Here is a 25162-nt window from a genome sequence, read left to right as displayed (position 1 = left end):
GGCGCGCCCGTTCCTGTCGTGCGCGGCAGTTCGCCGACGAGCGCGAGTGGCCCGTGCGCCACGTGGGTCTTATATTCGTCGGAGGACGAGCCGCCTGCATGAGCCTGGCCGTAAAGCGAGAGCCGGAGGCATCGGTCTCCAGTCCGGACCGTGCGAAGTCGCTCGTGCTCCGCGCCGCGAAGCCTGGACAGGGAGGCGAACCGCCCGGGGGGCGGGTCGCGCTCGCCGTCGGCGAATCCGTGGCGGCGCTCGCTGCCGGCGCCTGCTCGCCGGAATACGTGATCGAAACGCTCCTCGTGCAGCTCGAGCGTCATCTCGACGCGCGGGTCGCCTGCCTGTACGGCTCCGTCGACGGTCCACCGCTTCGGCTGCTCGCGCAGCACGGCATCCCGAGCGCGGCCCTTGCCGGGGTATCGGAGATCGCGCCCGCGCAAGGACCCACCCTCGTGACCGAGGCCATCGCAATGCGGAGCGCCCTTTGTGTCGAGGCGGCCATGCCCGAGGCCAGCACATTCGTCGATGCTCGCACGATCGTTTCGTGTTGCGAGGTGAAGGTCGTGATCGTGGCGCCTCTCGTCGCCGCAGGGCAAATCCTCGGGGCGGTCACGTGTGGCATCGGGCACGAGCTCTCCGATCGCGACGAGGAGCAAGCCGTCGTCGTGGCGCTCGCCTCCGTGTTCGCGTGGGCGCTCGACGGGGCCCGCTCGCAGGAGCGGTTGCTCAAACACATCGACGAGCTCGCGCGTGCCCAGGAGGTGCTCCGCGATGTGGAAGAACGCCTCAACCGTACGATCGACGACGCGCCCATCGGAATGGCGCTGGTGGGCCTCGACGGACGCTTCGTCCGCGTCAACCGTGTGCTCTGCGATATCGTCGGTTACGGTCGCGAAGAGCTCGAGCGCCTGCGCTTTCAGGACATCACCCACCCCGAAGATCTCGAGGTCGATCTCGAGCAAGTCGCGCGGCTGCTGCGTGGGGAGATCGAGCGGTATCAGCTCGCCAAGCGGTACGTTCGCAAGACGGGCGAGGTCGTCGACGTCATGCTGAGCGCCTCGATGGTGCGCGACGCCCGTGGCATCCCGCTCCATTACATTTCACAGATCGAGGACATCACCGAAAAACGACGGATCGAGGATCGGCTGCGGCAGAGCGAGCGCAAGTACCACGCGATCTTCCACAGCGCCCGCGAGGCGATCGTGCTCCTGGACGAGCAGATGCGCTTCGTCGACGCGAACCCGGCCGCGTGCGCGCTCTTTCACGAGACGCGCGAGGCGCTGATCGGGCGGCGGATGACGTCCCTGGTCACGCCCACCACGGCGGCGCTGCTCGAAGAGCCGTGGCGGCGCCTCTCCGTGCAAGGGGAGCTCGACCTCGAGATCACCCTGCACCTCCACGACAGCAGCACGATCCCCGTCGAGCTCGGCGCGAGGGCGCATTTCGTCCCGGGGTTTCACCTCGTGACCCTGCGCGACGTCTCGCGCCGCAAGCGCACCGAGGCGGCGCTGCGCCTCAGCGAGGCGCGCTTCCGGTTCCTCGCGGAGAACGCCTCGGACGTCGTGTATCAGGTCTCCTTCAAGCCGCGTCGTCGATTCGAATACGTGAGCCCCTCCGTGCTCGCCATGACCGGCTATTCCGTCGAGCAATGGTACGCCGATCCCGATCTCGGCATGAAGATCGCACACGAGGACGATCGAGAGGCCTACGAGCGCTTTCGGAGCGATAACGAGGCCGAGTCGCTCCTCATCCGGTTTCATCGAAAAGACGGGGCGCTCGTGTGGGCGGAGATCAAGGGCACGACCATAAGGGACGAGCTCGGTGTCCCGATCGGGCTCATCGCCGTGGCGCGCGACGTCACCGAGCGAAAGAGAGCGGAGCAGGAGCGCGAGCTCCTCCTCGAACAAATGGAGGCCGATCGGAGCCGGTTGAGGAGCGTCATCGAGCACACGCCGGTGGGGATCGTGCTGGCCGTCGGGGCGAAAGGGGATCGGCTCTTGGCGAACCGCAGGGCCGCGGAGATCCTGGGCCGACCCCCGCGGCCCGACGAGGTCTCGTTGTCGTACCTCGCGGCCCTTTGTGATCCGTCCGGAAAAAACCTTTCCCCGGAGAAGCACGCCATGGCGCGCGCATTGCGCGGCGAGGAGACGCGCAGCCGCGAGCTGCGCGTGGGCCGCCCGGACAATCCTGGGTTGCCAGTGCTCGAGAGCGCGGGCCCCGTCCGCGACGCGCATGGCCACATCGTCGGCGCCATTGCGACGTACGAGGACATCACGCGGCTCAAGTGGCTCGAGCAAATGCGCGACGAGTGGAGCTCCATCGTGGCGCACGAGCTGCGCCAGCCCCTCACGGCGATCGCAAGCCACGCGGCGCTGCTCGCGCGCACCGACGAGCCCACGCAGAAGCGGCGCGCGGAGAACATTTCGCAAAGCGCCGCGCGGCTCAACCGGTTGATAGGGGATCTGCTGGATACCACCCGCATCGACGCAAAGCAGCTCGAGCTCGCGCTCGAGCCGACGGATCTGCCTTTGCTCGTGCGGGGCGCCGTCGAGCGCGCCTCCCTCGGAGGGCGAGGCGAGATCGTGATCGTGGGGGAGATCCCGCGGGTGCTCGTGGATCCCACGCGTATCGAGCAGGTGCTCGGGAACCTCCTCTCGAATGCCGTGAAGTATGGGGCGGCCGATACGCCGATCCGCGTATGGGTCGAGGGCACGGCGGAGGGCGCGCGCATCTCGGTGCACAACCGGGGGACGCGGATTCCGGCCGAGGACATTCCACGCCTCTTTCAGCGGTTTCGGCGGCTGCACAAGGGGCCCGTGCTCGGGGTGGGTCTCGGGCTGTACGTTTGTCGGGGCATCGTCGAGGCGCACGGCGGGAGGATCTGGGTCGAGAGCGACGACGCGGGGACGACGTTCCGGTTTTCGTTGCCGAGGGCGGAGATCGAGGCCGCGCGGGGGTGATGCCGTCATGGGCAAAGGCAGGAGGCGCCCGCATTCGTCCCGAGGCCCCTCGACAGGGACGCGGGGACATGCCATCTTGGCCGCGCGTTTGCAGGAAGGGTGCAGCGACGGGCGCTGCAGGATCGAGGATGGTCGGGCCGCCATCCCAGCCGGTGATTCCGCCGGCGAGGGATGATGTATGTCGATCAAGAACGATCCGGGGCGGAGCCCCCTGCCTTCGTCGCCTCCCGAGGCCTGGGAGCCGCTCTTGCGTTTCACGCGGCTCGCGGGCCGTCCGCTCGAGCGTTTCCTCCGGATCGAGGCCGCGAGCGGCATTCTGCTGCTCGTCGCGGCGGCCGTCGCGCTCGTCTGGGCAAACTCGCGGTGGGCCGAGAGTTACTTCCACCTCTGGAACACGCCGATCGGGATTCGTGTCGGCGCGTTCGCCTTCGAGCGGACGCTCGCGTGGTTCGTCAATGACGGCCTGATGGTGATTTTCTTTTTCGTCGTCGGAATGGAGATCCGCCGCGAGATTCACCACGGCGAGCTTTCCGAGTGGCGTCGCGCGGCGCTGCCCGCCGCGGCTGCGCTGGGCGGCATGCTCGCGCCGGCGGCGCTGTACCTCGCTTTCGCCGGGGCTCCTGCGACCCGCTCGGGGTGGGGCGTCCCAATGGCCACGGACATCGCTTTCGCCGTCGGTATCCTCACCCTGCTCGGCAAGCGTGTCCCCGCGGCGCTGCGCGTGCTCCTGCTCGCGCTTGCCGTCATCGACGACCTCGGGGCCATCGTCGTCATCGCGCTGTTTTATTCGTCGGGAATCGTGGTCTCGGGGCTTCTCGTCGCCGCGGCAGGGTTTGGCGGGGTGCTCCTGATGCAGCGGTTCGGCGTGCGCGTGAAGCTCGCGTACGTCCTGCCAGCCCTCGTCGCGTGGGCCGGCATCTATGCGGCCGGCGTGCATCCGACGATCGCCGGTGTGCTCGTTGGGCTCGTGACGCCCGTGCGCGCGTGGCTCGGGCCGGAGGGGTTTGTCGCCGGCATTCGCGGAGACATCGAGCAGCTCGCGAAGGCCCCGCCGGAGGCGCTCTCGTCGCACGAGCTCGCGGGGACGCTGCGTCACGTGGACGCCCTGCGCCGGGAAGCCATGTCGCCCGCCGAGAGCCTGATCGAATCCCTGCATCCCTGGGTGGCCTTTGGTATCATGCCGGTGTTTGCGCTGGCGAATGCGGGCGTTTCGGTGACGGGTGGCTCGCTCGATCCCGCTGCGTGGCGTGTCTTCGTGGCCGTCGCCGTGGGGCTCGTCGTGGGCAAACCACTCGGTGTGCTCCTCGCGAGCGCGATCGTGTTGCGCCTGCGCGTCGCGATGTTGCCGCGGGGGATGCGTTTGCGGCACCTCGTGGTGCTGGGGGTCGTCGCGGGTGTGGGGTTCACGATGGCGCTGTTCATCGCGCAGCTTGCTTTTGAGGATGCGTCGCTGCTCGCCGCGGCGAAGCTCGGCGTGCTCGCGGCGAGCGGCGCGGCGGCAATCGTCGGCCTCGTCCTCGGGCGGCTGCTGCTCGCGCCCGTGCAGACAGCGGGCGCCGCGCAGACGGCCGACGAGGCGGAGAGCTCAACGGAGGCGTGAGCTTACGGAATGGAGTGTCGAGCGGGAGGCGCGTTCAGGGGGCGAGCCAGGCGACGAAGAAGTCGCTCTGTCCGGGGACCGTGTTGTGCACCTTCGGGGCTCCGCCGAAATCGATGGAGGCGTTGCGCCCCGTGAGGATGACGCGCCCGGTGTGATCCATACGAATCGCCGCGGTCTCGTCCTCGGCCTGCGTACTGAACCGCTGATTCGCGAGCCAGCCACCGGACGGATCGAACTTCGCGAGGAAGATATCGAGAGCGCTGGTGTTCACGAGCGGACCGCCGCCGAGATCCGCCGTTCCGACGTAACTCCCTCCGACGATGACGTTATCGGCGCCGTCCACGTCGATGGACATGCCCTGCGTGCTCGCCGCCTGGACGACGCTGACGAGGCCTCGGCTCCAGAGGTGATGGCCCGAAGGATCGTATTTGGCGAGAGCCGTGTCGGGACTGCCCGGGTTCACGATCGGACCGCCTCCCATGTCCACGGACCAGTTGAATGGCGCCAAGAGGAGGATGTTGTCGGCGCTGTCCACGGCGACGTCATGCATCGTCCCGGAGGCGGTACCTTCGAAGCTCTGGCTCCAGAGGTGGTTGCCCGCGTCGTCGAACTTCGCGAGGAAGGTATCGCGATCGTACCCCGCCGTGAGCGGCGCTCCGCCAAAATCGGTCGTCCCCAGGATGTCACCCGTGAGGACGATGTTGTCCCCGCTGTCGACGGCCAACGCGGCGCTCTGCGAGCCTCCGAAGCTCTTGGCCCATACGACGCTGCCGTTCGGGCTCAATTTCATGAGCACGGCGCTGATCAGGCCATTGGTGTGGAGCGTCGTGCCGATCTCGTCGAAGGTCAGGTCGCCGGCCGTCATGTAACCAGCCACGACGATATCGCCGTCGCTGTTCGTGAGCACGTCGACGCCCGCTTGGTCTCCCGGGGCAGGGAAGACGCGCGTCCAGAGCAGGTTCCCGTCCGGATCCAGCTTCGACACGAGGATGTCCTGATTGACCGGGAGGCCAGAGGGCATGTCGTCGCAGATCATGCCTCCGAAGACATACCCGGTGACGATGACATTGCCTTCTCGATCGAACGCGACTCCGTTCCCATCGCCATTCCTTGCGTGGAGTTGACGGGTCCAGAGCGGCTTGCTCTCCGCGTCGAGTTTTGCGACGAAGATATCCGGCCCCACGTCGTACGCTTGGACGGGCGAACCGTCGCCGAGGTCCAAAACACCCGAAAAGGTTCCGGTGACGGCCACGTTGTTCGCAGGGTCGACGTCGACGGCCGAGCTCACCTGCAGGGGCACGATACCTGGGCTCTGGACGCCCTCGCCGCAGCTATTCGCGCCGCCGCCGCCGCTGCCGCTGCCTGCGTCGCCGCCGCTGCCACCGCTGCCGCCGCTGCCGCCGCTGCCGCTGGGATCCGGCGGCGTTTGTGTGGAATTGGCGATGTCTCCAGCCGGGGCGGTGCCGCAGGAAGCCGTCCCGAGCACGCAAGGCAGGAACACGAGCGCGCTGGCCATCCCGAGAAATGAATGCTTCATAAGGGTCCTCCGGAAACGAGCCCCGAGGGCACATGCGCGCCCTCGGGAGGCTCAAGGGTGTGTCCTCCGATCGTGCATGGGCAGCGATGCAGACTACACAAATTGGAGGGTAGTCGTACTCTTCGCTCCTTGTAAATGTGGCCTTCGTGTCGTAAACGTGCTCACGGTGTGCTCACCCACGTCCCGTGGAAGCCGAAGGGGACACGCTGGGGCAATTGGACACGGGCCACCGGGGCCGCGCCGAAGGTCTCGGCGTCCAGTACGACGAGCTCGCTGCCGTCACGCTCGCCGTCGTAGACGATGCTGAGCAGATAACCTGCGTCTTCGGAAGGGTCATCGCCCCTGGGGACGAAGACGCATTCGCCCGGAATGCGCCGCGGTCCGAGATCCTGCGCGGCCGAGGCGCCCGTCGCCGCGTCGTAGCGGCGCAAGCGCGCGCTCGTCGGGGCGCCGCCCACGAAATCGCACAGCTCGACGACGTAGGTGTAGCGATGCGGCCGCCCGACGCGGCGGTCGTCGATGCGAGGGAAATCGACGATACGCTCGTCGATCGCCCGTTCGTGGGTTTGCCCGGACTTGAGGTCGATCTCCCAGCGATGGAGACACGGCGGACTGGCCTCGAAGCGCGCGCAGCGGGTCCCCTCCAGGACGATCGTCCCGTCGCGCTCGAATGCATTGGCGGTGTGGCTGAGGTGACCCGGCTCGATGTCGAACCAGCGCACCGCCCCTCCCGCGCGCGGCACCACGCCGAGGCGCGCCGTGTGGGTCTCGCTCCACGCGAAGGGCATCCCGTCGCCCCAGTCGCGCGTCATGCGGGCGGGCGAATCGAAGAAGACCGCATCGTGCTCCGTGAGGGCGAAGTCATGCATGTGGGAGGGGCTGTCGACCTCGATTTCCCGCTTCGAGATCACCCGGCCCCCCGCATCGGCGATGTAATAGGTGAGGTAAGGCCGCACCGTCTGGTAGCTGAAGAAGTGGAGCTCGCCCGTCAAGGGACAACGTTTCGGGTGCGCCGTCATGGGTGTGTCGAGGGCTCCGTCGAAATCGAAGATGCCGATGGTCGACAGCTCCCGATCGAGCTGCATCGGCAGCGCCGCCTCGACCATCGAGAGGAGCCGGCCCGCGTGCTCGATGACGTGCGTATTCGAGGTGCCGCCGCCGCGCAGCCGCCGCGCACGAGCCGCGCTCGTGTCCTCGCCGTTCGCCGCCGCGTCGAGGTTCGTCCCGCCATACCTGGCGGTCCGTACGTAACGGTTTCGGTACCAGCGCGCTTTTCCGTTGTCGAGGTGGACGCCGTGCAGCATCCCGTCGCCGAACCACCAATGCCGGGAGGCGCCGTCCTTGGGATTGGGTCCGTTGCGCACATAGGTCCCGGCGAGGTCGCGCGGGAGCTCGCCCGCCACGGGCAGGTCGTGCGCCGTCACCTCGTCGGCGACCGGCGCAAAGGGACCGCGCAACCAGAACGGCTGGGCGGCAGAACGAGCATCGGCCTCTTCGCGGGTGGACATGCGCCTCTTCCTTGTCATTGCTTGAGTTCTCAACTAACACCCTTGCATCTCCCTCGCAAGTGATTTATTTGAGTGCTCAACAAAAGAGAGGCGCATATGTCGGCGTATCATCTGACGTTCTTTTTCGACTTGAACCGGGCACACGCGACCGTGATCCGCCGCTTCGACGCCTCGCTCGGCGGGGTGCACGGCATCGGCCTCAACGACCTGCACCTGCTCCAGGTGCTCGATCAGGCGCCCGAGCGCCGGCTCCGGCGGATCGATCTGGCCCAGCAGCTCGGCGTGACGGCCTCGGGCGTGACGTGGATGTTGCGCCCGCTGACGCAGCGCGGGCTCGTCACGAGCCAGCCGAGCGAAGAGGACGGACGTGTCACGTTTGCGGTGCTGACCCCAGCGGGGCAAAAGCTCCTCGCGGACGCCGTGCCGACGGCCCGACGGATTGCGGCGGATCTTCTGGGCCCGGAGGCAAACAAGGAGGAGCTCACGAGGGTCGCGGCGGTGATCACGCGGCTCGGTTGAAGGACGTCGTCCCGGCTCGGCCGAGGGAACGGGATCGCACGAATTCTTCTCCAGGGGTACTCCCCCAAACGCGCGGCGGTGCGGTAGCCTGAGGTATGCGCCGCACACCGCTTTTTGCTTCCTCCCTCGCCCTCATCCTCGCCGCAAGCACCGCCGACGCGCTCGTCACGGAGCCGAACGGCCTCGTCGTGCCGCTCGATTCGGCCAACGGCGAGGTCCAGCTCTACACCATGTTCCAGAACCTGAACGATCCCGTCGACTGGAAGGCCGACGCGCATACCACGCCGAACGCGTTCTCGCCGCTGTGCGGCTTCACCGCGAGGTTCGTGCTCAACGAGGCCGGCTCGCACTTCGGCCTCGCCTGGTACAACGAGACCGGGCAGAAGCCGCAGCCTGCGGATCTGCACGTCCTCGTGCCGCCGAACTCGCCGGTCGGCACCATGTTCAACGGCACGTCGATCAAGAACGATCCGGGCTACGCCGGCGGGCTCGTCGGCTTCGCGCTCGTGGGCGGCGAGACGCACTACACGAACCCGGCCTACAACAACCTCTGCTCGGCCTGCAACCCGGCGGCGCCGTGGGTCACGGCGATGATTTACGCCTCGAAGACCACGCCGAACGCCTATTACATCGCCTTCGAGGACGGGTCGACCAGCGCGTCGGGTTGGAACAACGACGGCGATTTCAACGACGACGTCTATTTCCTCACCGGCATCACCTGTTCCGGCGGCGGCCAGCCTTGCGAGACGGGCAATCCCGGGGTCTGCGCGGCGGGCGTGACGCAATGCACCTCGAACGGCGTCGTGTGCCAGCAGCTCACGCAGCCGGCGGGCGAGAGCTGCAACGGGATCGACGACGATTGCAACGGGCCTGTCGACGAGGGGGACATCTGCCCGGCGGGGTACGTTTGCGACAAGGGCACCTGCGTGCAGAGCTGCAAGGGCGGCGAGTTCGACTGTTTGCCCGATCAGGCCTGCAACAGCAGCGGCTACTGCGTCGATGCCGCGTGCAAGGACGTGTCCTGCGAGGCCGGCAAGGTCTGCGTCGGTGGCACGTGCAAGGGCCCGTGCGACGACGTCACGTGTCCGTTCCCGCAGGTTTGTCGCGTGGGTGCGTGCGTCGATCCGTGCGCCGGGGTGACGTGCGAGAGTGGCCAGGTCTGCGACGGCGGCGTGTGCGTCACGCGCTGCGATTGCCTGCCCTGCGCCGGCGGCAAGGCGTGCGAGACGATGAGCGGCCTCTGCGTGGACGTGGCGTGCATTGGCGTGACGTGCGACGCGGGGACGCATTGCGCGGGCGGGACGTGCGTGGATGATTGCATGGGCGCGGTGTGCCCGACGGGCCAGACGTGCATGGCGGGGCAATGCGTGGAGAACCCGAGCAGCTCGGACGCGAGCAGCAGCTCGTCGGGGATCTTCGGCACCGGCGGCGAGGGCGGCGCGGCGGGCGGCGGCGGGATGGGCGGCACGGCGGGGAGCGGCGGGAGTGGTGGTCCCGGCGGCCCCGACTTGAGCGGCAGCGAAGGGTCGTGCGGATGCCGGGTGGCGGGAGACGAGGAGACGACGGGTGCCGCGTGGGCGGCGCTGGCGATGATGGGGCTCGCGGCCATGCGGCGGCGGCGAGCGCGCTGAGGTTTGCCCTGGGCGTGCCCGGCGCGGGACGTCCTACGCCCCACCTCGCCCGAGGCTCCGTCCTCGAAACGCGTGCATCGTCCGCGTTCCAGCGGAAAACCTCCCCGAGACACGCGCGCCCCTCGGGACGACGAATTCACGCCCGGCCCGAAGCTCCATATCCATGCCATTGATGCGCAGCACGTAGCTGCCTTCCAGGACGGCGAGGTATTCGTCGGCGTCGCGCCACTGCTCGTCCGTATCCGCGTCGGTCTTGGCGTGGCAAAGCAAGATCTGCGTGCCATCCGCGCCGTCGAACACGTAGGCCTCGACGCCGGGGATGTGCAGGGAATCCGCCGCGACGTGGTTCGCCGCGCTCGTCAGGAAGGCCGGGAAGCTGCCCAGGCCGAAACGCGCGGCGTACTCCGCATTGAGCGCGGAGAAGCGCGCCTTGTCGAATCCGGCGGCCGGCGTTCCGTCGACCGCTGCCTCCAGGTTGTCGAGGCAAAAGTGCCAGCCCGTCGCGTCGCGGGCGACGTTCGCGCGCTCCGCCGGGATCGTCGTGAAGATCAAGAGGCAGCCTTTGCCCTCGGGCACGAGCTCCCACCGGAGCACGTCTCCTTCCCACGTGTATTCGAGCAAGCGCGGCGGCTCGAAGACCAAAAGTTTTCCCGCGCCCGGCGCGCCTTCCTCGAAGAAGAACTGCAGCCCGGCGCCGGCCTCACGGGCGCCTTCGATGCGGGCGGGGAACCAGTGGGCGAGCTCCTGGGTTTCCGTGAGCGCGCGCCAAACCTTTTCGGGGGCGTGGGCGAGGCGCCGCTCGAATCGGAGCTCGACGTGATTGCCTTTTGTGGTCAGGGTCCCGTTTTTCATCGTTTCCTCCTCGGGGGCGGGCTCGGGCGGGCGCTCGCGGGGGGGTCGTCCGCCATCGTGGTGAGGTGGCGCTCGAGCGCGTCGAGCCGCTGCGACCAGAGCTCGCGATACGGCGCGAGCCAGGCGTCGAGCTCCACGAGGGGCTCCGGGCGCAAGCGGTAGAGCCGGCGCTGCGCGTCCTGCTCCACATCGACGAGCCGCGCATCCTTGAGCACGCGCAGGTGCTTGGACACGGTGGGCTGGGTGAGCCCGAGCCGATGCGAAAGCTCCCCGACAGGGCAACGTCCCTCGCGGAGAACGTCGAGGATGCGCCTTCGGTTCGGCTCTGCAACGACTTCGAACGCGCTCAACATGGACGCGCATATGCCCATCAAGGCATATACTTGTCAAGGCATGTACGATCCGAAGCGCCTCGCCTGAACAAATTTCCCCGTCGGATCGTTGACACGAGCGCGAGCGCACGATGGGCTGGGGTGCGATGGCCGAGACGACCGAGATCAAAACCGTGGGAGATGTCACAATCACCATCCGGCGACCCAAGAGCAGGCTCGCGGAGTTCGCGGGCCAGGTCCGTGTGGTGCTCGGAAAAGACCTTCCCGACGACGTCGCGGCGTTCTACGAAAGGAGCGACGGCCTCACGTTCCGCGCCACCCGCGGCGGCGTGCCCCTCGGCGAGGAGGCCTCTATCTGCGGGCTCGAAGCGGCCTTCGCGGGCTTTCGCCCGCACCGACAATACCGTCGCAGGAGCGACTACGAGAACGACGTGGAAGCGGGGGATCTTTACGATCAGCCGTTCTGCGAGGAGCTCTGGAGCGACGGATTCGACGTGGCGTCGAAGCGCGATCTCGATCGCCTGAACACGCTGAAGCGGTCGAAGCTGCTCGTATCCGTCCCCGGCGCGTCCGCATGGCTCACCATCGACCCCTTCGATCCGAAGGGCGCACCCTATCGGATCGGCCTCGCGCAGGACGGATGCGAGCTCTTCCCCCTCGAACTTTCGTTTTCGGACTTCGTCGCGTGGTTTTGTCGTTTCGGGGCGGCCCCCTGGTACCTCGCCTTCGCCGGCAAGAAGGCCGAGAAGGCGATGAACATCGATTTCGTGGCCGAGATCGAGAGGAACCTCGCGGCGTATGCCGGTGCGTTCCCGGCCGAGGTCGCGGCGCTCCTCCAGCGGGTGGATCGGCGGCGAAGACCCCACGCGTCGGGTTGACTTGATCCTGTACGTCGAGAACCATGTCGTGATGGATCCCTTCCTCGCCTTCATTCCGCTTTCCAACTGGCTGCGGGGCTTCGACCGCTACGGGATGCGGTATTCGAAGGCGCTGATCGGTGAATCGAGGTTTCCCGACGCGTTCTACATGCTGAAGGAGGACGAGCGCTGGGCGCCGGGACTCGAAAAGGCGCGGCGGCTCGTGGCGAAGCTCGGTCGGCCAAAGGATCGCGTGGTGGCGCTGCGGGCGCGGCTCCCGGTCGGGCCCGCGGGGATGCGCCCGAACGACGTGACCGGCACGGGCATTGGCTGGCGCTGGCCAGCGAGCGAGATCCCGCTCTCCGGCGTGGCGTGGGTCGACGAGAAGGATTCGCTCGTCCCCACGCGGCACGAGGAGATCACCGCGGAGGCCTTCCGCCTCGACGACGACAGGCTCGTCGAATGGGCGAAGTGCCGGCCGCGGAGCGTGTCGGTGCTGCCCGTCGCGAAGGCCTGCCAGGCGCGGTGTGGCTTCTGCTTCTCGAAGGCGAGCGTGTCCGATCTCGCGCGCCAGCGGAGTGGCACGCTCGCGCATTCTCTCACCTGGGCGAAGCTCGCGAAGGAGCGGGGCGCCGAGCGCGCCGTCATCACCGGGGGCGGCGAGCCGACGCTGCTCGAACCCGAGAAGCTCCGCGCGCTCGTGCGTGGCCTCGCGGGGTTGTTCCCGACAACCTTGCTCATCACGAACGGCGCGCGCCTCGACCTCGCGCAGCTCGAAGCCCTCCGGGAAGCCGGGCTCACGACGCTCGCGGTGAGCCGCCACGGCGTGACGCGAGAAGACGATGCGCGGATCATGGGGATCGAGGTCGACTCCGGGGCGCTCGGGCGTGCGCCGGGGCTCCGCACGCGGGCGATTTGTGTGCTCCAGCGGGGCGGCGTCGACGACGCCGCGAAGGTGCGCGCCTACCTCGAACGCAGCGCCGCCGAGGGGTTTCAGGAGGTTTGTTTCAAGGAGCTCTACGTTTCGAGCCTCTCGGAAAACCCGTGGGCGCCGAGCCTCGCGAACCAGTTTTGCGAGACGAACCAGGTGCCGCTCTCGCTCGTGCTCCACACGCTCGCCGAGCTCGGCTTCGAGAAATGCGCGGAATTGCCCTGGGGGAGCCCCGTGTTCGAAGGCGACATCCAAGGCCACGCGCTGCGCGTGGCCGCGTATACGGAGCCCTCGGTCGGCTGGGAGCGCACGCATGGGATCGTTCGCTCGTGGAACGTGATGGCCGACGGAACCTGCCTCGCCTCGCTGGAAGATCCGAGCTCCACGTTATGAACCACGAAACCTTCCTTGCGCGCCGCGCCGAGCTCCGGGCCGCGCGGCCTTCGCTCGTCGACCTCGCGGAGCTGAACGTCTACCGGAGCCTCGGGCGTGCCTTCCCCTCCATCGTGCCCTCGACCCACCCGGAAGCGCCTTATCGTTGTCACCTCGCGGAGCGATTCCTCGCGCACCTCGATCTCCCGCAGGCGCTGAAGCCACGCACGCAGGTCAGCCACGGCGTCCGCCGCTCGCTTCGCGCGCTCTTCGGGCTCCTCGCAAAGCGGAACGCGCGTGTCGGCGTGCCCGCCGATGTCTACCCCGTCTATCTGCACCTCGCGGCGGAGGCGGGCGCGACGATCGTCCCGTGGGAGGCGCGCGTCGGTCTTCCCGCGCTCGACGCGCTCGACGTATTGTTGATTTGCGAGCCCCTGAAGCCCTGGGGCTCGGCGCTCGCGCCCCACGAAGCGGACGCGCTCCGGCGCTGGGCGCGTGCGGACGACCGTCGTATGCTCATCCTCGATTCGGTTTATGCGACGCCGCCGACGCAGGTCTCGCGGGCCTTGCTCGAAGACGAGAGCGCCGTTTTCCTCACGTCGCTCTCGAAGGGCTGGCTCGTCCCGGATCACGCGGGGATCTGCATCGTGCCCGAGCGCTTCCAGAAGGAGACGCGGGACGTGTTCGCCGAGCTGCCGAAGGACGAGGTGCGCCTTCGAATCGGATATGCGGCGCTCACCGAACATGCTGCCCGTCCCCAGGAAGTCTCGGCCGCCTTGCGCGAGCGTGCGCGCAGGCTCGACGCCCTGACGAGCGCGAGGCCCGAGCTGAGAGCCTCTCCGTGCACCGGCTACTTCGCGACCTCGTCGAGGTCGTTCCACGAATTGCTGGAAATGGGCATCCTCGGCGTCCCCGCGACAGTCTTCGGCGGACCCGAGGACCTCAGCGTGCTGTCGAGCCTCGAAGGCTGAGCCGCCGGCCGCTCTCCGGCCGGTGGGTCTTCGGGCGGTTGGGGATGACGTCCGGAGGGTCGAGGCTCCATGACGATCGCAGATCCCGTGGCCTCGTACCGACCATTGCCGGCGTTTGCCGCGATCGCTCTCGTCCTCGTGTCCGGCGCTCGCGCCTCGGCCGTCACGCCGCCGCCCGTCTCGGCGCGGGCGGGCACGGCCAGGGTCGACCGCAGCAAACCGAGCGGTCCCACGCCCATGGTGCAACGCGGGCTCATCCTGCCCACGGGGCTGCTCGATCCCTACATGAGCACCTTCGTCGAGCGCCCCATCGATAGAGGCTTCCATCGCTTCGGGGCGAGCATCGGCACGTTATGGGGCATCGTCCCCGAGGTGCACGTCGATCTCCAGATCGGCCCCTATTACATCGGCCAGGAGCCGCTTCCGGGCACGAACCGCCTCACCTTCACCGGTCGGTTCGTCAAAACCCGGCCCGTCGACCTCGGCGCCTCCTTCATGACCGTCTTCGACCCGAACCCCACGCACCCGTTCGTCAGCTACGTTCAGCCGGGGCTGCCTGCCATCCTCCGTCCGAACAAGCACCTCCGTATCGATACCGGCGTCTATGTCCCCTGGTATCCCACCACGGATTCGCATGTCGGCGTTCGTGTCCCGCTGAACGTGTACGTCCAGCTCGCGGAGCGTTTCCACATTGGCGGGGCGAGCGTCCTCATCGTCGGCGACCTCCGTGATCCGCGAGCGACCACGTCCGTTCCTCTGGGGTTGACCGGCGGCTACAGCGCGGGCCCGGAGCTCGATTTCCTGGCGCTCACGCCCTATGTGACCTGGACGCGCTTCTATTCGTCCGCGACCGGCGCCCTGGACACGCGCGCGTTCGTCGCCGGACTCATCGCCGACTTCATTCTCGATCTTCGGTAAATCAGACGTCACGGGGCGCGTGACGTGACTCGGGTTACCTCCTATCCTCGGGATCGGAGGTTCCCATGCATTTTCTTCACCGCTCGTTGCAATTTGTAGTCCCTGCGGTGCTCGTCCTCTCCGCGTGCACGGTCACGCCCCATGGCACGTTCTCTTCGGAGAGCGGCGCCGAGGTGGGCGAATCGAGCGGCGGGCAGGGCGGGAGCGCCGGGGCCGGCGGAATGGGCGGCGGGAACGGCGGAATGGGCGGCGCGGGCGGAGATCTTTTCGGCGATGGCGGATTCATGGGCGCGGGAGGTGGATCCGGCGGCGACGGCTGCGTGGACGAGGCGAGGCTCGTGTACATCATCGGCCAGGACAACGAGCTTTACAGCTTCAACCCGCCCACACTCGAGGTGAAGCTCATCGGCGTGATCGATTGCCCCACCGGCGGCCTCGGCACGCCGTTCTCGATGGCCGTCGACCGCCGAGGGACGGCGTGGATCCTCTTCAGCGACGGCCGCATCTACCACGTCGACGTGAAGACGGCGGCCTGCGCGGCGACCAAGTTCACCCCGGGACAGCAGGGGTTTACCACGTTCGGGATGGGGTTTGTCTCCAATGCGAAGGGCAGCGCGGAGGAGACGCTTTACGTCGCCGACTACAACGGCAAGGGCCTCGCGCAGATCGACCCGAAGACGCTCGATCTCTCGTTCGTCGGCCCGTGGGACCAGCTCTCCGGCGCGGCGGAGCTCACGGGCACGGGCGACGCGCGTATCTTCGGGTTTTTCAATTACAGCCCGATCATCATCGCGGAGATCGACAAACTCACGGGCAAAATCCTGAGCCAGGCCCCGCAGCCGACGGTGACGATCGGGAGCGGCTGGGCATTCGCGGTGTGGGGCGGCGACTTCTGGTTGTTCACGAGCCCCACGGGCGACTCGCAGATCCAGCAGTATCGACCGTCGACCGGAAAGACGACCGTGGTGAAGACGGGCCTCGGCACGAACATCGTCGGCGCGGGCGTGTCCACCTGCGCGCCGATCGAGACGCCGAAATGAGCGCTACTGGAAGTTGATGGCGATCCACCCGCCGGCCGCGCTGAAGCCACAGGCGACCTTCGAGAAGTACTTCGCGCTCATGTTCACGTAATGCCCGCACACATCGCCCGTGGCTTGCCCGTAGAAATCACAGTTCGGGCAGTTCGGGTTGTACCCTTCGTTGCAGGCGTCGCAGCCAGAGCAGCCGTTCTGATCCCGCTCGGCCCACATCCCGTCGAGGCAGCCCGAGACATTCTCGGCCCCGTGGCCCAGGCACTCGTTCTGGCCGCTGCCATTGCAGGTCGGGTAGAGGCCCATGCCCCACGACCCGTGCGCCTTGTTGTTCTCTTGATCCCACGTCGCCTGCTGATCCACGCAGGGCTCCGCTTCCTTCCAGCGCGCGAAGGGCGGGAGCCCCATCGTCGCGCGGTGCGCGTTGATCGTATCGACACACGCCTGCCGGGCCGCCTCGTACGGATCGGACCCGCCGCCGCTGCTGCTGGTCGTGCCGCCGCCGCCGTTGCCGCCGTTGCCGCCGCTGCCGCTCGACGCGCTGCTGCTCGGCATTCCTCCTTGGCCGGCGTTGCCGCCGCTGCCGCCTTCACCCGCCCCGCCTTCACCGCCGCTTCCTTGGGAATCCGCGCCCGAACACGCGGCGACGCCGGCCGCCAAAAGACACAGAAGAACCCGAGAGGCCATCTTCATCGACATGGGGAAGCTCCTTGCTACCGCCCCGAGTGTAGAGGACGACAACGGGCGCCTGGTATGGAAAACGACCCGGGCAGCCGTCAAACCCGGTGGGCGGAAGGGGCAGGGGCGCGGCGTGGCTTGCCGGCGCGGCGCTTCATGACGTACCGGAGCGCCTCCTCCAGATTCCCGAGCGTCACGACGCTCCCGAGATCCACGCCGAGGCCCACGAGCGCCGTCGCTACCCCGGGATTGACGCCCGTCACGAGCGCCGTCGCGCCGAGCAACCCGAGCGCGCGTAGCACCTTGAAGAGGTGATCGGCGGTCGTCGCGTCGACCTCGCCGATGCCCGTCATGTCGAGGATCACGTAATGCGCCTGTTCCCGCACGACCGCTTCGAGCAAGGTGGCGAGGATCTGCTCGGCGCGCGCCCCGTCGATCGTCCCGACGAGCGGCAGCGCGAGCGCGCCCTCCCATACACGCGCGATCGGCGTGGAGAGCGTGCGGATCGCGCCCTCTTGCTGCGCGATCAGGTCGAGCTGCCGGCGGAGCGTACGTTCGGCTTCGACGCGCTCGGTGACGTCCAGCGCGACGCCGAGCACGCCCTCCACGGGGCCGCCGTCCTCGCGCGTGATCGGGATGTATCGGCATTCCCAGACGGTGCCGTTCGTCGCGGCGAGGGTCGTCGAAAAGGTGCCGGCGAGGGCGCCGCGGATCGCGCCGACGATCTCGGGGACGTCCCGGTAGACCTCGAATGCACTCATGCCGACGACCTCGCCGGGCGCGAACCCGAGCGCGCGGAGCCCAGCGCCGTCGGACAGCGTGAAAATGCCGTTCTTGTCGGTGGACCAGAGGACGAGCGGGGTATTGTCGAGCATGCGCCGCAGGAAGCGGCGCTCGGCGGCGAGCGTGGCGCGCGTCTCGGTCTCCTCGGTCGTATCGCGAATGAAAGCGGCGCGTCCGAGGAGCTCGCCCTTCTCGTCGCGCAGGGCGCGAAAAAGCCATTCACAATGAAAACGCGCGCCGTCTTTCCGCACGCACGGGGCCGTGAACGATTGCGGGCTCGTGGGGTCGAGCTGCGAGACGAGCGCGCCCGGGTCCGCGTCCGTCGCGGGGCCGAGGAGATCGCGTATCGTTTTTCCGATGACCTCGACCCCGACGTACCCGAAGATCCGCTCGGCCTCGGGGTTCCACGCGACGATGGTGCCCTTCATGTCGAGGCCCACGATGCCCATCGGCGCCTCGCGCGTGAGCGCACCCAGCAGTCTTGCATCCTCGAAATGAGCCGGCGCAGCACGTTCCTCGATCCCCATCTGGCCCGTGTACCAAAAGAGCAGCCGGCCGGAAAGCGCTGTCCTCCCGCGGGAGTACGCTTCGCTACGGGGGGATCGGGGAGGCGTGGGACGTCATGGAGGTGACGGTGAGCATCCCTCCCTGGTGCGAACGCGGAGGGTTTGGCGGAGCGAGCCCGTTTGCCTCACGAAAGCAAGGGCTGGGTCGAAAGGCGAGGCGAGCGCGCCGCGCCATTGGCACGCCCGTGCTCGACGAGCGCGTCGCCCGCCGGCCGGAGCACCTGCGCCGCCGCCTGCCGCCGCAACGAGGTGACCTCCTCCGTGGGGAGGAAACCGTGCTCCCGGGGCAACGCTTCGCCTGGGACCGTCGTGTCCTTGCAGGCCACCCGGAGCGCCTGTTCCAGCGTCGCCGCGACCTCGCGGGCGAGCGACGCGCCGCCCATGCCGATCGCCCAGCGCACGAAGGCCCATCCGAGCTCGGCGTGGCGCATCTCGTCCTCGGCGATCTCCAGCAATGCCAGGCGCACCGCGCGTGGCCCCGCCTCCTGCGCCGCCGCGGCGGCCTCGATGGCCGCGAGCGTCTCGCCCACACAACCTTCGACCACCGTGGCAAGGGTGGCCGCCGTGAGCGAGCCGAGATCCTCGAAGGCCCCGTCCACGGCGAGCGGACCGAAGCCGAGCGACGCGCCGCCATACGCCGACGCGAGCGCCATGGCGAGGCGCGCGTGCCGCACTTCGTCGAGCGCCGCTTGGTGGGCCGCCTCGACGAGCGCCGGCGGCGCGCCGAGCGCCATCAGCGCCATGGAGAATCGCGCGAACGAGGCCACGGACGCGTGCTCGTAGCGACCTCGTTCGGCCCAGCGCTGCGCGAGGCGCGCGCGCACGTCGGCCGGGAGAGCGGCCGTATCGAGCTCGCGGAGCGCGGCATTGAAATCGCGGAGGCCCTCGGCGCGATCGGCGGGCGCGTCCGGCGCGCTCGACCAGGCGCTCGGCCCTTCACGCACGTCGGCGAGCCGGGGCGTTCCTTGCACGAGGAGCGGCCGGCCATCGCAGCTGATCGAGCCGACGAGATAACAGCAGCTCTCGGTGCTGCCGGCGTCTTCATTGGCATACGGCCCGCGGAGCGGCTGGCATTCGCATTCCCCGGAGCCCGGCGGCCGTCCCGCCAGCTCGACCTTGTCCACGTCAGGACAAACGCCGTTCACGGGCGTGGTGCAGAGGGTGATGTCGCAACATTGGCCATGATAACCAAAACCGTCGTCGTACACGGGCCCGTAACAGGCGGGCGCCGGGGCAGGTTCGAGGGTTTGGGGAGCGTTTTCCGTGTCGGGGGCCCCCGGGCCGCCCTCGACGTTGGCCCCACACCCCGAGGCGAGGAGGAGGCTTGCGCCCCATTGAGAAGCGATGAGAAGGCGATGCAGGTAGACACGCATGCGGATTCACTTGGCAATCCGCGTGCCGCCGCTCGCACGTTGGTTTTTGCGTCCGATGCATCGTTCGGGCTGTGCCGGCTTGTGCCGAGCGTGTCGGGGCGTGCTACCCCCTCGGCGTGACCACGGCCGCCCGTCCTCCGCTCCCGCTCCCGATCTCCACGCCCCTCGCGCCGCCCGACGGCTTCGACGCGCGCCTCGCGGAGATAGGCGTTCGCCTCGACGAGCCCGTCCTCGCGAAGCTCGGCGACTACCTCGCGCGGCTGCTCGCGATGAACGAGCAGATGAACCTCACCGCGATCAAAGATCCAACCGAAGCCTGGGAAAAACACGCGCTCGACGCGCTCACGCTCTTGCCCTTGCTCGGGGACGTCGGCGCGGGATCACGGCTCGTCGATATCGGCTCGGGCGGCGGGTTGCCCGGCATTCCGATCGCGATCGCCCGGCCCGATCTCCAGGTCACGTTGGTCGACGCGACGCAGAAAAAAACGGCGTTTCTCTCGGCCGTCGCGGAAGCGCTTGGCCTCACGAACGTGGAAGCACGCGCGGGCCGCGCCGAGCAGCTCGGGGCTTCGGAGCTTCGCGGGGGGTTCGACGTCGTGACCGCGCGCGCCGTGGCGCGGTTGCATGCGCTCGTGCCGCTCACGGCGCCGTTCGCGAAGCCGGGCGGGCTCGTGCTCCTCGTGAAGGGCCAGCGCGCCGACGAAGAGCTCGCCGAGGCCAAACGCGTGCTCGTCGAGCAAGGGACGACCCACGAGAAGACGGTCGCGACGCCGACGGGGCGGATCGTCGTGCTCCGGCGAGGATCGGGCGAGGCGCGGCGCAAGGGAAAGCGGTGAATACGCGCGCCCGGCCGGGGATTCCACTGGCCGCATGATTTGCATTTCGGCCGAGAGCTCGAACGTCGATGGCACGATCGGATGGCCGTCGTCGTCCCTCCCACGCCCGCGCCACGCGTCGCTCAGGCAGACCTCGCGGACACGACCGAAAGTTGCTCCTCGATCTGCCCGATCAACCACCCGATGAAATTCTCTTTGGGCATGACGCTCGAAACGTGGAGCCCCGACCAGATGGGCGAGCGGACCGAGGAGGTATCGCAGCTCTGCACGACCACGGGCACGTCGCGGATGCGGGCGTCGCTGCGGATCGCGCGGACGAGCTCCACCCCGTTCATCACCGGCATGTGGATGTCCGTGATGACGAGCGCGACCGCGTGCGACGCGAGGAGGGAAAGCGCCTCGCGTCCGTTCTCGGCTTCGAGCACCTGAAACCGTGGCTCCAGCACCGATCGATACACGTGGCGCAGGAACGGGTCGTCCTCGACGAGCAAGATGGCCCCGCCCGTGGCCCCGCCGAGGACACGCGCCACCACCGCCCGCAGCTCCCCGGCCGTGACCGGCTTCTCCACGTACCCCGACACGCCGTGGAGGATGGCCTCGGCCTCGCGCTTGACCACGGTGACGAAGACCGTGGGAATGCCTTGGCTCCTGAGCACGCGGTTCAGGGCAAACCCATCCATCTCGGGCATGAGGACGTCGAGCAGGGCGAGATCCGGCTTCCACGTCGAGAGCATCCGGAGCGCGTCACGACTGCCCGGGCTCGTGCGAACCTCGTGCCCGACGTCGGCGAGCGCGGAGGCCATCCACAGCCTGGTTTCGTCGTCGTCGTCCACGATCAGGAGCTTCGCCATGGCCCGTCCTTCCCTCGCTCCGCTTTCCTTCATTCACGCCGCCCTGGCCCCTGTCGAGGTGGCAGCCCTGCGGAGGCGGAACCAGAACCGGGCCCCTCCCTCGGGAGGCGCGGCGTACCCGATCGCGCCGCCCCAGCGCTCGACGGTGATGCGGCAGAAATAAAGCCCGAGCCCCGTGCCCGCCTCGGGCCCGATCCCCCGGCCGAACCGCTCGAACAGCCGCGCCGCGAGCGAAGGCGGCACGCCCGGCCCCTCATCCTCGACGCTCACTTCGAGGCTCGTGTCGTCCCCGCGCACGCGCACGTGCACGTGGCCCCCGACCGGGCTGTGGCGGACGGCGTTGTCGAGTAAGTTCGCGAGGACCCGCACGAGCCGCGGCTCGTCCGCGACGACGAAGCTGCCCGGCGGCGGCGCGTCCCGCTCGATCCGCACGTTCCGGCCGCGCGCCGTGCGCTCGTGCTCGGCCACGACGCGGGGGAGCACGACGTGCAGATCGCACACCACGGCCTCCTCGTGCGTGGCGTCGAGGCCGCCGTGCTCGGCGGCGAACACGGTCAGGATCTCGCGGATCATCGAGCGCTGCCGGAGCGCGGCGTCGAGCGCGGCGTCGAGCAGGACGCCGTCCTCGCCGGGCGGATTCCGCTCGTCGAGGGACGAGAGCACGCCGAGGATCGTCTGGAGCGGGCTCGCGAGGTCGTGGACGATGCAATGCATGAGGATGTCTTTTTGTTCGATCTCGCGGGCGAGCGCGTCGTAGGTGATGCGCAACTCGCGCGCGCGCTGAAGGACCAGGCGCCGCTCGTGGAAGAGCTCGTCGCAGCGGGTGATCACGAGCAGGCGCGAGGAGCCCACGAGGAGCGCGGTCGCTTCGAGGGGCAGCTCCTCGCCGCCTTCGGCCGTCTCGCACCAGACGTCGGAGTCGATCCGCGTCGCGCCTTCGCCCTGCCAGACGGCCTCCGCCTCGGGCAGGAAGACCTCGAGGAACGGGAACAGGCTCTCCACGCGGATGGGCGTGTCCGGGTGGAGCACGCCCCGCATCCGGTGCGCGAACCAGGCGGGCGCGTCGCCGCGTTGCAAGAACGTCCCGTCCGGCTGGCGTTCGAGGACGACCTTCCCGAGGGACGCGAGGATCGAGCTTGCGATCGAGGTCTCCATGCGAGCGAGCCCTTCAGCGCGGGAGCAGCGCGTGGCCGAGCGCGCGGAAGGCCTCTTCGACGCCCGCGCCGGTCTTGGCGCTGGTCTCGAAGACGGGCCAGCGCGCGGCGAGCTCCCGCTCGGAGGCGTCGTCGAGCTCCCACAAGGCGCGCAGATCGGCCTTGTTCAGCACGAGGACACGCGGGACGTCGCCGAGCAGCGCCGCGGCGGTGTGGTGCAGGGCGAGCGCGGTCTCCACCGTCGCGCGGCGGGTCCCGTCGGCGACGAGGAGATACCCCGCGGCGCCGCGCAGGTACGAGAGGCGGACGCGCTGGAACTCGTCCTCGCCGCTCAGATCCCAGAGGACCAGGACGATCTCGTGATCGTCGTAGCGGATGTGCTTCGTCTCGATCCTCGTCCCGATCGTGGTCTGGTACGTGTCGGAAAAGATGCTGCGGACGAAGCGCAGGACGAGGCTCGTCTTGCCGACGCCCGTGGCGCCGAGCAGGCACACCTTGCGCTTCGCGAGCGTGCTCATGAGCCCTCGCGCGCCGGCGAAAGACGCACGACGAACGTGACCTTGGGCGCAGCCAGAACCGCGTCCCCGACGCCCCGCGCGGCGAGCGGCTCGGTCGGGACGCCCCGCGCGCCGAGCTCGGTCGACACGCTCGACGCGCGCTCCTCGCTGAGGCGCTGATTTCTCTCGGGTGTGCCCGTGGCGTCGGCGTGCCCCACGATCTCGATCCGCGCGGAAAGGCCGCCCCGTGGAGCGGCGTCGAGGAGCCCTTGCACGGCGCGCGCCGCGGCGTCGAGGCGGGCGCGCTCGGCTTGGGACGGGCGGGCCGAGCCGCGCGGGAACACGATCTCGATGCCCTCCAGCGTGGCCGCCGCCGCCTTTGCGGTACGGAGGGCCTCGGCCTCGAAGAGGCGCGTATCATCGAGCGCCGTGACGCCCGGCAGGCTCGTGGAGAGCAGCCGCGCCCGGTCGATCCAAGCGCGCTCGGCGACGCCCGCGATTCGAAGCGTCCCGTCGGCGAGGCCCAGCGAGACCCCGGCCGGCGGCCGGAGCACCTGGGCGGCGCGTCGCTCCGTGAGCGGAGGATCCAGCGAGTAGATCGGCTTGAAGCGCAGCTCGACCTCCGAGACGCCGAGCCCATGGCGCGCGAGCAATGCGGCCGGATCCTTCGCGAGGGGATCCCCGAGCCCCTCGACGAAGCTGCGCCCTTCCTGACGCCCCGTCCTCGTCACCAAAAGGCCAGGCTCTTCGCGGAGCGCCTCCACGTACGCGTCGAAGCGTCGATTCCGGTCGTGCACGGTCTTCCACCCGATCCCGGCGCCGACGAGGGCGATCGTTGCGATGGCGGCGAGCACGAGCACCCCGCGGCGGCGGCTCGTCGGCTTCTGGATCCGCTCCTCCCGCATGCACCCGACGAGCGCGTCGTGGGCCTTCTCGAACGCGGCCACCTCGCCTTGGAAGTGCAAAAGGGCGTCCGCGTAGGTCCGGTGGATCTCCTCCAGCGTCTCGGCGAGCGACACCTCCACGTCCTTCGACGCGACGCCGCGGACGATAGCGACCAGCATGGCGCGCGGGCCGTGCTCGACGATGCCGGTCAGCTCACCGACGCAGAAGCGCGACAACCCGGCTTCTTTTTTTTCACGAAAGGCGTCGCGGGCGAAATCGTCGATGGCCGCGAGCATCGCCGACACCTGATCGGGATCCTCCGACGTCACGTCCTCCGCGGCCACGTGCTGCAACACGATCCCGCTCTCGTGGTGCACCAGGAACACGTGCTCCACCCGGTAGGCGAGGCTGTGGCGCATCACGACCTCGACGAAGGGACGGCCGGTACGGGCCGCCTCGATGCGCCAGCGCAGGCTCGTCAGCGTCATCGTCCGCTGGACCATCTCGTCGACCCGCAGGACGAGCGCTTCGAGCGCGGCGCGGGCGGCCTTCCGGACGGCGGGGCCGATCGAGGGGAAGATGGCCTCCGCGAAAAGCTCCGGGTTCTTGCGGACAGCGTCGTGGATGCTCGCCAGCATGAGAGGCTGCATCGCGGACGCGAGCTCCTCGCCGCGCTTCTGGCTCACGACGGCCGCGCGGGCCAGCACCTCGCCGATGGCCTCGGCGAGGGCCTCGGGCGTCTCGAGCTTGTGTTCGAGGGACTTCAGCCGGTCCTGTTCGGGTTTGACGAGCAGCGGGCGGAGGTCGTCGAGGGTGTAGTCGTGGTCTCGCCGCCGCGCCCGCGCGCGCAGGCGGGCGCTCATGACTGCTCGGCGCGAGGCTCCGGCGTGCGTGCTCCCTCGACGACCCCGCTCACGGGGCCACCGGCCTCGGACGGCTCCCCGGTGTACACGGCGAGCTCCCGCTGGAGCGTGGACATGAGCTCGTCCCGGAGCGAGCGGGATTGCTCGACGAACCCCTTGGCCTCGTCGAGGATCTGCTGGCGGAAATCACGTTGCGCCCGGACGAGCCCGTCTTCGAGCTTCTTGATGCGCTGGTCGAGCTCGGCGACGGCGTCCCGCGCCTCGCGCGCCACGTTGTTCAGCGCGACCACCTGCGCCGCGCGGTCGGACTCCCGCTGCGTGCCCTGCGCGTCCGTCTCTCGCTTCACGTGGGCTTCGAGCACGTCGATCATGCGCCTCGTATCGGCGCGCAGCTCGTCGCCTTGTGATGCGACGAGGCCCTCGATGCGCGCGAGCTTTCGCTCGAAATCGCGAACGATGGCCCCGAAGAGGATCTCGCGCACCTGATCGAGGTTGTTCGCCGGCGGCGTCGCTGCGTGCGTGGTCCCCCTGCTTTCGAGCTCCGCGCGTGCACTCGGGTTCATGGCTCCCCTCGTCCCGACCGGCCTCTCGCGTGGACTCGGCCGCGAGCGTTCCGGGCCCCCTTGTCGTCCAGATGCGCTGGAATCCATAGGAAATAACTCC

22 protein-coding genes are annotated in these 25162 nt (G+C 68.7%); 10 read left to right on the top strand and 12 right to left on the bottom strand.

The genetic code is table 11. The features are described 5' to 3' along the window. Positions 1 to 98: 98 nt before the first annotated feature. Positions 99 to 2954 (top strand): PAS domain-containing sensor histidine kinase, encoded by a 2856-nt coding sequence (locus QHF89_RS40095; RefSeq protein ID WP_136970366.1) that lies wholly within the window; start codon positions 99 to 101, stop codon positions 2952 to 2954. A gap of 178 nt (positions 2955 to 3132) precedes the next feature. Then, positions 3133 to 4554, top strand: coding sequence for a Na+/H+ antiporter NhaA (gene nhaA, locus QHF89_RS40090; protein ID WP_136970365.1), 1422 nt, complete (start codon positions 3133 to 3135; stop codon positions 4552 to 4554). 34 nt (positions 4555 to 4588) lie between these two features. Here nhaA and QHF89_RS40085 read toward each other — a convergent pair whose 3' ends face one another. Both QHF89_RS40085 and QHF89_RS40080 read right to left on the bottom strand, forming a co-directional pair. After that, entirely contained in the window at positions 4589 to 6091 is a 1503-nt protein-coding gene (locus QHF89_RS40085; RefSeq protein ID WP_136970364.1) for a hypothetical protein, read from the bottom strand. A gap of 161 nt (positions 6092 to 6252) precedes the next feature. Next, entirely contained in the window at positions 6253 to 7599 is a 1347-nt protein-coding gene (locus tag QHF89_RS40080) for a carotenoid oxygenase family protein (RefSeq protein WP_136970363.1), read from the bottom strand. 96 nt (positions 7600 to 7695) lie between these two features. Between QHF89_RS40080 and QHF89_RS40075 the strand changes: the two genes are divergently transcribed. Both QHF89_RS40075 and QHF89_RS40070 read left to right on the top strand, forming a co-directional pair. Then, positions 7696 to 8118 (top strand): MarR family winged helix-turn-helix transcriptional regulator, encoded by a 423-nt coding sequence (locus QHF89_RS40075; protein ID WP_136970362.1) that lies wholly within the window; start codon positions 7696 to 7698, stop codon positions 8116 to 8118. Positions 8119 to 8213: 95 nt separating this feature from the next. Then, entirely contained in the window at positions 8214 to 9749 is a 1536-nt protein-coding gene (locus QHF89_RS40070; protein WP_136970361.1) for an MYXO-CTERM sorting domain-containing protein, read from the top strand. Between the two features lie 33 nt (positions 9750 to 9782). On the opposite strand, the gene QHF89_RS40065 is transcribed toward QHF89_RS40070, so the two are convergent. Continuing rightward, positions 9783 to 10601, bottom strand: a complete 819-nt coding sequence (locus QHF89_RS40065) for an SRPBCC domain-containing protein (RefSeq protein WP_136970360.1) — start codon at positions 10599 to 10601, stop codon at positions 9783 to 9785. Beyond that, the gene (locus QHF89_RS40060; RefSeq protein WP_136935169.1) at positions 10598 to 10954 is read right to left on the bottom strand and encodes an ArsR/SmtB family transcription factor; all 357 of its coding nucleotides are present in this window, start codon (positions 10952 to 10954) and stop codon (positions 10598 to 10600) included. Before QHF89_RS40060 ends, QHF89_RS40065 begins: the two co-directional genes overlap by 4 nt. A 110-nt stretch (positions 10955 to 11064) precedes the next feature. Here QHF89_RS40060 and QHF89_RS40055 point away from each other — a divergent pair, with 110 nt between their 5' ends. The 5 genes from QHF89_RS40055 (at position 11065) to QHF89_RS40035 (ending at position 16022) form a co-directional block, all read left to right on the top strand. After that, positions 11065 to 11811 carry a hypothetical protein gene (locus QHF89_RS40055; protein ID WP_284721542.1) on the top strand — a complete coding sequence of 249 codons (747 nt, stop codon included), beginning with the start codon at positions 11065 to 11067 and terminating at the stop codon, positions 11809 to 11811. A gap of 1 nt (position 11812) precedes the next feature. Then, positions 11813 to 13114 (top strand): radical SAM protein, encoded by a 1302-nt coding sequence (locus QHF89_RS40050; protein WP_284721541.1) that lies wholly within the window; start codon positions 11813 to 11815, stop codon positions 13112 to 13114. Then, positions 13111 to 14064 carry a PLP-dependent aminotransferase family protein gene (locus tag QHF89_RS40045; protein ID WP_136970358.1) on the top strand — a complete coding sequence of 318 codons (954 nt, stop codon included), beginning with the start codon at positions 13111 to 13113 and terminating at the stop codon, positions 14062 to 14064. Before QHF89_RS40050 ends, QHF89_RS40045 begins: the two co-directional genes overlap by 4 nt. A 69-nt stretch (positions 14065 to 14133) precedes the next feature. Further along, a complete protein-coding gene (locus QHF89_RS40040) occupies positions 14134 to 14982 on the top strand; it encodes a hypothetical protein (RefSeq protein WP_136970357.1) in 849 nt (282 codons plus the stop codon). A gap of 65 nt (positions 14983 to 15047) precedes the next feature. Further along, positions 15048 to 16022 (top strand): NHL repeat-containing protein, encoded by a 975-nt coding sequence (locus QHF89_RS40035; RefSeq protein ID WP_136970356.1) that lies wholly within the window; start codon positions 15048 to 15050, stop codon positions 16020 to 16022. A gap of 3 nt (positions 16023 to 16025) precedes the next feature. Here the strand turns inward: QHF89_RS40035 and QHF89_RS40030 are convergent, their stop codons facing one another. The 3 genes from QHF89_RS40030 to QHF89_RS40020 form a co-directional block, all read right to left on the bottom strand. Then, complete coding sequence (locus tag QHF89_RS40030) at positions 16026 to 16712, bottom strand: hypothetical protein (protein WP_136970355.1); 687 nt, start codon at positions 16710 to 16712, stop codon at positions 16026 to 16028. Positions 16713 to 16789: 77 nt separating this feature from the next. Then, entirely contained in the window at positions 16790 to 18001 is a 1212-nt protein-coding gene (locus QHF89_RS40025; protein ID WP_136970354.1) for a PAS domain S-box protein, read from the bottom strand. Positions 18002 to 18165: 164 nt separating this feature from the next. After that, on the bottom strand, positions 18166 to 19413 hold the full coding sequence (locus QHF89_RS40020; RefSeq protein WP_136970353.1) for a hypothetical protein: 1248 nt from the start codon (positions 19411 to 19413) through the stop codon (positions 18166 to 18168). Between the two features lie 116 nt (positions 19414 to 19529). Here QHF89_RS40020 and rsmG point away from each other — a divergent pair, with 116 nt between their 5' ends. Further along, positions 19530 to 20249: a 16S rRNA (guanine(527)-N(7))-methyltransferase RsmG gene (rsmG, locus tag QHF89_RS40015; RefSeq protein ID WP_136970352.1), complete on the top strand. Its 720-nt coding sequence runs from the start codon at positions 19530 to 19532 to the stop codon at positions 20247 to 20249. 122 nt (positions 20250 to 20371) lie between these two features. On the opposite strand, the gene QHF89_RS40010 is transcribed toward rsmG, so the two are convergent. Genes QHF89_RS40010 through QHF89_RS39990 form a run of 5 tightly spaced genes read right to left on the bottom strand, consistent with a single transcriptional unit; the run spans position 20372 to position 25062 of the window. Beyond that, complete coding sequence (locus QHF89_RS40010; RefSeq protein ID WP_136970351.1) at positions 20372 to 21100, bottom strand: response regulator; 729 nt, start codon at positions 21098 to 21100, stop codon at positions 20372 to 20374. Positions 21101 to 21133: 33 nt separating this feature from the next. Further along, a complete protein-coding gene (locus QHF89_RS40005; RefSeq protein WP_136970350.1) occupies positions 21134 to 22255 on the bottom strand; it encodes a sensor histidine kinase in 1122 nt (373 codons plus the stop codon). A gap of 13 nt (positions 22256 to 22268) precedes the next feature. Further along, positions 22269 to 22772, bottom strand: a complete 504-nt coding sequence (locus QHF89_RS40000; protein ID WP_136970349.1) for a Rab family GTPase — start codon at positions 22770 to 22772, stop codon at positions 22269 to 22271. Then, on the bottom strand, positions 22769 to 24499 hold the full coding sequence (locus QHF89_RS39995) for an OmpA family protein (protein ID WP_136970348.1): 1731 nt from the start codon (positions 24497 to 24499) through the stop codon (positions 22769 to 22771). Before QHF89_RS39995 ends, QHF89_RS40000 begins: the two co-directional genes overlap by 4 nt. Continuing rightward, on the bottom strand, positions 24496 to 25062 hold the full coding sequence (locus QHF89_RS39990) for a hypothetical protein (RefSeq protein ID WP_136970347.1): 567 nt from the start codon (positions 25060 to 25062) through the stop codon (positions 24496 to 24498). Before QHF89_RS39990 ends, QHF89_RS39995 begins: the two co-directional genes overlap by 4 nt. Positions 25063 to 25162: the final 100 nt, after the last annotated feature.

Source organism: Polyangium sorediatum (genome assembly GCF_029946465.1).
GTDB classification, from domain to species: Bacteria; Myxococcota_A; Polyangia; order Polyangiales; family Polyangiaceae; genus Polyangium; species Polyangium fumosum.
The sequence above is the reverse complement of the archived record's forward strand: the minus strand, read 5'-3'. Positions and strand labels throughout refer to the sequence as shown.